The sequence below is a fragment of the Sphingobium agrisoli genome (assembly GCF_041877245.1).
In the GTDB taxonomy this organism is placed as follows: domain Bacteria; phylum Pseudomonadota; class Alphaproteobacteria; order Sphingomonadales; family Sphingomonadaceae; genus Sphingobium.
Window position 1 is genome coordinate 74019 of the sequence record NZ_JBHDJI010000015.1, and the last position, 7186, is coordinate 81204.

The 7186-nt window shown below is 58.9% G+C and carries 7 protein-coding genes; 4 read left to right on the top strand and 3 right to left on the bottom strand.

Translation table 11 applies throughout. The annotated features are described in order from the left end of the window. Positions 1-35: 35 nt before the first annotated feature. Complete coding sequence (locus ACETPF_RS19200; protein ID WP_373936217.1) at positions 36-542, bottom strand: 3-isopropylmalate dehydratase small subunit; 507 nt, start codon at positions 540-542, stop codon at positions 36-38. Further along, complete coding sequence (locus ACETPF_RS19205; protein ID WP_373936218.1) at positions 539-1813, bottom strand: 3-isopropylmalate dehydratase large subunit; 1275 nt, start codon at positions 1811-1813, stop codon at positions 539-541. The genes ACETPF_RS19200 and ACETPF_RS19205 overlap by 4 nt, the downstream gene beginning before the upstream one ends. Positions 1814-2371: 558 nt before the next feature. Here ACETPF_RS19205 and ACETPF_RS19210 point away from each other — a divergent pair. Beyond that, positions 2372-3145, top strand: coding sequence for an SDR family NAD(P)-dependent oxidoreductase (locus ACETPF_RS19210; protein ID WP_373936219.1), 774 nt, complete (start codon positions 2372-2374; stop codon positions 3143-3145). 26 nt (positions 3146-3171) lie between these two features. Beyond that, positions 3172-3636, top strand: a complete 465-nt coding sequence (locus ACETPF_RS19215; RefSeq protein ID WP_373936220.1) for a YybH family protein — start codon at positions 3172-3174, stop codon at positions 3634-3636. 83 nt (positions 3637-3719) lie between these two features. On the opposite strand, the gene ACETPF_RS19220 is transcribed toward ACETPF_RS19215, so the two are convergent. Next, positions 3720-4613, bottom strand: coding sequence for a LysR family transcriptional regulator (locus ACETPF_RS19220; RefSeq protein ID WP_373936221.1), 894 nt, complete (start codon positions 4611-4613; stop codon positions 3720-3722). A 99-nt stretch (positions 4614-4712) separates the two neighbouring features. Here ACETPF_RS19220 and ACETPF_RS19225 point away from each other — a divergent pair, with 99 nt between their 5' ends. Then, entirely contained in the window at positions 4713-5528 is an 816-nt protein-coding gene (locus ACETPF_RS19225; protein WP_373936222.1) for an SDR family NAD(P)-dependent oxidoreductase, read from the top strand. Between the two features lie 607 nt (positions 5529-6135). Then, positions 6136-6999, top strand: a complete 864-nt coding sequence (locus ACETPF_RS19230; RefSeq protein WP_373936223.1) for a helix-turn-helix domain-containing protein — start codon at positions 6136-6138, stop codon at positions 6997-6999. Positions 7000-7186: the final 187 nt, after the last annotated feature.

Consider the following 7186-nt stretch of genomic DNA (forward strand, 5'->3'; position numbering starts at 1 on the left):
CCGGAGCATAGAGGTCATTTTCACCGAGCGCGCCCTTATGCCACGCGTGCCAGCGCCCAGTCGAGCGCATTCCCGGCAGCAAGGATATCGCGAACGAGCTGGGGCACCGGCTGAAACCGACGGCTTTCTCCCGTCGTTTCGTTCTGCGCCTCTCCGGAGGCAAGGTCGATGCGCAGCCGGTCTCCGTCATTCACGAAGTCGCCGATGCCTGGCAATTGCCATATCGGATAGCCTTGGTCGATCGCCGCACGTTGAAAGAGCGCGTTGACGCTTTCGCAGAAAAGTGCCGCGATACCCGCATATTTGCACGCCATGATCGCACTCGTGTAATAATGCGCATGGCCGGTCCCGAGGCGCGATCCGGCAACGATGATATCGCCCGGCACAAGCTTCTGGAGAAACTCCGGATCGACATTTTCCAGCACATGTTTGGCGCAGCCGTCCCAGTCATGGCTCATGCCAAGTTTGTCATAGTCCGCTGAAACGATGTCGGTCGCGCAAAGATCGTCGCCATATTTCCATGCTCTGCCCTGCACTATCATATGAGCGTTTCCTCCCGTGCCGGCAGCCTCGCCGGGTCGATGATCCTTCCGGTCACGGCCGATGCCGCCACCACCGCGGCATTGGCCAGGATGACCTCGGACTCCTTGCTGCCCATTCGACCGCGAAGCGTCTCGACCGACGTGGAGATGCAACGCTCTCCGTCGCTTAATTTTAACGGTGAAAGATTGCCACTATAGCAGGCGCCGCACCCCGGTTGGGTGACGGTGGCGCCGGCGTCCACCAAGTCCTGCAAAATGCCGGTCCGGCTTGCTTCGCGATAGGTTTCAGCCGAAATCGGCGTGACCACCAGCCTCACGGTCGGATGCACCTGGCGCCCGCGCAGAATGTCGGCAGCCAGGGCGAGGTCGGACAGGCGTCCGCTGGAACAGGACCCCACATATGCGGCATCGACCGCCAGGCCCGTGACATCGTCCAGCGGCCGAACCAGCTCGATCTGGTGAGGGCCAGCGACAAGCGGCCGAATGCATGAAAGATCATATTCGAAATGCGCGACATATTCCGCATCGGCGTCCGCCTCGACAGGAGCAAACGCTTCGCGCGCGCGCGGTTGGATATAATCGAGGAGAACCTGGTCGGGCGGGAAGATGATCGTCAGCGCGCCGATCTGCACGGAGCCGTTGGCGATCGCCAGACGCATGTCCATCGACAAGTTCAGGACACCGGGGCCGTCAAATTCGATTACGCGCCCCTGCGCCACTTCCCCAAGATCGGCGATCAGGCGATAGACGAAATCCTTGCCGTTGACTCCCCCGGGGAAGGCACCGGTCAGCGTGATGCGGATGCATTCCGGCACGATCATCCAGATGTCGCCGGTAACGATGATAGGATCCACCCCGAACAATGCAGGCAAGGCTAGGCAGTTGGTTGCGCCCATCGTCGAGCTCTGGGTGTCTGCGCCAATGCAGACCGTACCAGGAAGCGCCCAGCCATGCTCCACGGGTATCTGATGCGATATGCCGTTTCGACCCAGATCGTAGATATTTTCCTCAGGAATTCCCTGCTCCTTGGCGAAGCTCCTGATCTTGGGATGCTCCGTGACGGCCTGAACCTTCATCCAGTCAGGCTGGAACATATGGTCGAAGCAGAAGATGATCTTCTTGGGATCCCAGACCTTGAGCCCCCTGTCCCTGAAGGTGTCGATGAATGTCTGGCCGTCAAGGCATGTCAGAAAGCTGATTTTCGCGAGCACCGCGTCTCCGGGGGAAACATCCTCAGCGCCGCTGGCTCGGGCCAGAATTTTCGCTGTCATGGTCGACCCCATAGGCCTGACTCCTGTCCAAAATCTTCGGCGCATCGACTGTAACCTGCGAGGTACGACAGTGCGGGGCATGTGGGGACGGAACTTTTTTGCGTAACCGCTCATCTTTGTCGCAGTCGACGCATCCGGGCGCCCCGGACTGTGCGGAATTTGTGCCGGGCTAACGTGCGCACCTTGTTCGACAAAAAACCGTCTAGCGCGGAGGCATTTCTTCAGGCTCGGTCCGCGGGACGAGCGTGAACTAAAAACTTCTCCTAATAAGGCTCATTAGTCGCGAGCGGGTAGTCGTTCACTTCGACCATACCAATATCGATTTGAACGGCGTCATCGTATCGGCTCTTGAAAGAGTCCATCTTTCGCTGACGTTTATGACGAGCTTAGCGCTCACTCGCCGGCCGGCCTGCGATTGCTCCCCGTGTCTTAGCGGCGGCTTGTTACTCGCCGGTATCGCCATGAAATGCGGCGAACGCGCGAGACCGGAAGCCTCGATCCAAGCCGATCTGGCGACGGATCGTTTGGGCGGCTGGCCCATGAAGGAGGAGTTTCGATTTGTATCGCTTTGACGGAAAGACTGTGCTGATTTCGGGCGCCGCGCGCGGCCAAGGCTCTTCACACGCGCGGGCATTCGTAGCGGAAGGCGCCAACGTCGTGGTCGCCGACATCCGCGAAGAGCGCGGTCGCGCCCTTGCCGAGGAGCTCGGCGAGAATGCTGCCTTTATAAAACTTGATGTGCGCATCCCCGGCGATTGGGACGCAACCGTGCGCGAGGCCGAGCGCCGCTTCGGACCGGTGTCCGTGCTGATCAACAATGCGGGAATACTAGCGCCTGCGGTGGCTATTGCCGACAGCGACCCGGAAGACTGGAACGAGGTCATCGCCAGCAACCTGACAGGGCCTTACCTCGGGATCAGGGCGGTTGTACCGTCCATGCGCAAAGCGGGAAGTGGAGCGATCGTCAATATAGCATCCACCTCGGGCCACGTCGGCACGGCAATGCTCGCGCCTTACGTATCCAGCAAATGGGGCGTTCGAGGGTTGACGCAGACTGCGGCAATCGAGCTCGCCCGCGATCGCATCCGCGTGAACTCGATCAGTCCAGGCGTCATCAACACCCCGCTGATTACCACCGCGCTCCGACCGGGCGAGGTTCCGGTGAGCGATCACTTTTCTGCTGATCCGTTCGCAATTCCGCGGATGGGCGAACCGGAAGAAGTGACGAAACTCGTGCTCTTCCTGACCTCGGAGAACGCAGCGTTCATTACCGGGTCCGACTACGTTATCGATGGCGGAATGCTTCTCGGCCCCGTCCCGAGCGCGAAATGAAGCACAACCCTTTAACGGAGCGTAGGATGATCGTTATCGGCGAGAACTCAGTGGGCGACGAACGCGACGTCCAGGCGATTATCGAGACACTACGCGACGCCGGCCGTGCGGTTGAGCGAGGCGATCCAGATGGAGTGGCCGCAATGTTCGATCCAGGTGACGAAGCGACTATCTTCGACTTCCTGGCACCTGGCGTATGCGGGGTGGAAGACATCCGGCGCAACGTCGCTGGCATAGCGCAAACAGCAGTCGGCGAGGTTGTTTGCACCTACCCCAAGGTAACTGTTCGGATGCTCGCGCCAGACATCGCCTACTCCCTTTCTTATACCGAAATCGATATCAACAGCGAGGATGGCTCTCGCGTCCATGTTCATGCAGCCGTGACCGATATCTGGCGGCGGATAGACGGCCGTTGGCTCTGCATCCATGAGCACAGCTCACTGCCCGTCGATGTCGCCACCGGTAAAGCGGAATTGTTGCAGCCGATTTAGCTTTCCCGTTCGGTGGAAATCGGCGCCTCGGCTGCATGAGGCGCCTCCCCTCCCCATGCGCATTCGCGCTTGGGAAGTGCCTGTCATGAAAATTTGCTTGCTCGAAGCGCGTCCTTAAACAGCTCGAAGGCCGTCGTGCCCTGCCGATCAGGATAGTAGAGATGGTAGCCGGCAAACCGCTCGCACCAGGGTTCGAGCATTCGGATCAGAAGACCGTCGGCTATAGGGGCCGCAACCACATCCTCCAATATGTATAGGACACCGAACCCCTCTACGGCCGCGGCCACAAGTAGGTCGGCGTCATTAAACACCGGGCCACGGCCTGGCGCGACGGTCACCGAGTGTCCGTCGCGCTCGAACGACCACGGTGACAGATCGCCGCTGGCGTCGCGATAGGCGATACAGCGATGGCCCGTGAGTTCCATGGGCTCCTTGGGCGCCGCACGGCCGGCCAAATAGGCGGGCGAGGCCACCACTGCGACGCGAAGCGGAGATCCTATCGGCACCGCGATCATGTCCTTTTCAAGTCGTTCTCCCAGCCGGACTCCCCCATCGTATCGGCCCGCCACGACGTCGGTCAGCGCATCATCCACGCAGAGCTCAACTTCGATGCCGGGATGAAGGCGCATGAAGGTCGGAAGCATAGGCCACAACACTGTATCTGCGGCGTGTTTACCCGTCGTGATGCGGACGGTGCCGATTGCCGCACCACGATCCTGCGATAGAGCCCCGATTTCGTCGTCCAAGCCTTCGAGTGCGGGTGTCAAAGTCGCAAGCAGGCGTTCGCCCGCAGCCGTCGGCGCAACGCTACGCGTCGTGCGAGAAAGCAGGCGGAAGCCTAGATCGCCTTCCAAGCGCTTCATGGTCTGGCTCAACGCCGACTGTGTCACTCCCAATCGCTTCGCGGCGCGCGTGAAGCTACGATCGGCTGCGATAGCCGCGAAGATGGCGAGGTCGGCAAGCTGATCCGGGCGCATTGATAATCCCTGCTTCTAGGCCATATTATCTATTAGCCTGTTAACTCGATAAATTAGCACACCTAAATAGAACAAAACAATCTTAGCTAGGAACAGACTATGGGTCAGGTATGGTTGGTGACGGGAGCAAGCCGAGGGTTAGGACGCGAGATCGCGCGCGCAGCCCTGGACGCAGGCAAGATCGTTGTGGCAACGGCCAGGTCTGCCGATGCGGTGCTTGACGCATTCGGGAGTGAAAATGATCGCCTGCATCCACGCACATTGGATATCACAGACGCCGAGGCCGCAAAGTCGGTTGCGGCCGAAACCGTCGCGCGGTTCGGTGCGATCGACGTGTTGGTCAACAACGCCGGCTACGCCGAGCTCGGTTTTTTCGAGACATTCACCGACGCCGCAGTCCGGCGGCAATTTGAGGTGAACCTGTTCGGTACCATGAATGTTGCACGCGCAGTGGCTCCTCACATGCGCGAGCGGCGCTCAGGCCTCATTGTCACCATCTCGTCAGTCAGCGGGCTGGTCTCAAACGGTGGGGGCGCCGTCTACTCGGCTTCGAAGTTCGCAGTCGAGGGATGGATGGAGGGCTTCGCGCAGGAACTGGCGCCTTTGGGCGTTCGCTCACTCCTTGTCGAGCCGGGGATGCTTCGGACCGACTTCATGGACAGCAAATCGGCGAGCTTTGGCAGCATTGAGATCCCAGACTACGCTGAAGCGATCGCGCAATATCGTGCATTCGTGGACGGAGCTAACGGGAGCCAGCCGGGCGACCCGAAGGAACTGGCGGTTTGCATCGTGACCCTTGCTTCGCAGGACAAGGCGCCGGCGCGGCTCGTGTTCGGCAACGATGCCCGACAGTGGGCCACCGCAAAGATCGATCATTTGCGAGAAGAGATCGCCCACTCCGCTGACAAGATTTGAAACGACACCAAGATGACCCATCAGCGACGCTGCTGCAATCAGCGTGCCTCGCTGCGGTAAGGGATCATTGCGGGATCCGATAATCGAGAGGGGCAATTCATCAGGTGCCGGGTTGGAGCACGGTTGGGGCCCAAGGTTTTGGAGGCCATCGCGTCCATATCGTGTTCGCAATGAGAACAAATCTGGCAGGAGGTTTGCAATTCACGCATTTTGGATTTAGACGTTTGAGGACAGGACACCTGTGGATCCGTGGTTCACAGTGTGTCCCCGACCAACAATGTTGGCGGGATCAAGGCAGCGAGCGCCAGCTTGGGTTGCCGTCGGCCCGTCGAAGGGACCGGTATGGCGAACGAAAATGTTCCACCTGCAGCGCGTCGAAGATTGCGCCCATTTTTCCTGAATGACGCGCCTCATAACCGACGGTTGGAGGCGACTGTTGGCAGCGGATTTCGCCATTGAGGTTGCCGCCCTCTTGTTCCAGCCGGAGAAAGCTGATCCGGCACTGGACAGGGGCTCAGGTCGGCCCCGATATTAATCGGGACCGGCCACCCTCGCGTAGAATGATCTAATAAGCGCAAGAGCGCAGAAAACAGATAGGAGTGGCCTGATGGTAGCAAGGACGAGCAACGTTACCGGTGAGATGAAGCTACCTGGTCTCAACGTTCAGGTTCTCGACTATCGTTGGGACGTGGATGAAAGCATATCCGAATGTGAGGATGACTTCATCCTTCGGTATCGTCCCCATCCGGGCCAAGTCAGCGTCGCTGCTCATATGAAGGGCGGGAAGGTGCAGGATTACGGGCCCTTGATGTTTTTTCCGGCGCATACGCAAACGGAGACCACTCCGGCAAAGATGAGTGAGCGCACCCGCAATGTGATGTGTCGTTTCACGGACGATTGGTTCCAGAGGGTGTGGATCGATCGTCATGATTGGACAGCGAATGATTTGGAACGTTGCTATAATATGCACAATTTCCGGATCGAACATGCGATGCAAAGACTGTCCGCCGAGGTGACTTCCCCCGGATTCGGCAGCGACCTAATGGTGGAATCGCTCGCCAACCTTGTTGCAGTGGAGATCGCGCGCCATTTCCGTGATCGCTGCAACCCGAAGCGGATTCGAACTTACGAGGGACAATTCTCAGCCAGAGAACTGACGAGCATCTACGACTATATAGACAGCGCGATAAATCGATGCCCAACGACAGAAGAAATTTCCAGAGAATGCGGAATAAGCTCAGCGCACCTACGGAGATCTTTTAAAAAGACCACCGGGCTGACGCTTCACGAATATGTCGCTCGAACCCGGCTGAGTAAAGCGCAGACAATTCTTGCGGAGACAGATCTGCCGCTGAAAGAAGTCGCCTACCGGCTGGGCTTTACGAGTTCAAGCACCTTCTCCTCAACTTTCCGAAAGGATTCAGGCGAAACCCCCAGCGGCTACCGCCAGAGAGTTCGAAAGGGCAACTAACGTCCAGCACAGCCATCCATCAAGAGACCTGTGAGCCGGCAAGAAAGGCTGCCCTGCCTACCCTGTGTGTTGGGACTCGCCGTTGATCTGGCCCCAGGCCAGGCGTTTTTATACTAAGGTGCGTTGAGGCTGACTCACGCGGGGGATTCCCAAGCTCGTGAAAATCTGATTCGACGTAGCAGGCACG

Coding starts and splice junctions, on each gene's coding strand:
- ACETPF_RS19200 (WP_373936217.1), bottom strand. CDS start 542: ATGATAGTGCAGGGCAGAGCATGGAAATATGGCGACGATCTTTGCGCG.
- ACETPF_RS19205 (WP_373936218.1), bottom strand. CDS start 1,813: ATGACAGCGAAAATTCTGGCCCGAGCCAGCGGCGCTGAGGATGTTTCC.
- ACETPF_RS19215 (WP_373936220.1), top strand. CDS start 3,172: ATGATCGTTATCGGCGAGAACTCAGTGGGCGACGAACGCGACGTCCAG.
- ACETPF_RS19220 (WP_373936221.1), bottom strand. CDS start 4,613: ATGCGCCCGGATCAGCTTGCCGACCTCGCCATCTTCGCGGCTATCGCA.
- ACETPF_RS19225 (WP_373936222.1), top strand. CDS start 4,713: ATGGGTCAGGTATGGTTGGTGACGGGAGCAAGCCGAGGGTTAGGACGC.
- ACETPF_RS19230 (WP_373936223.1), top strand. CDS start 6,136: ATGGTAGCAAGGACGAGCAACGTTACCGGTGAGATGAAGCTACCTGGT.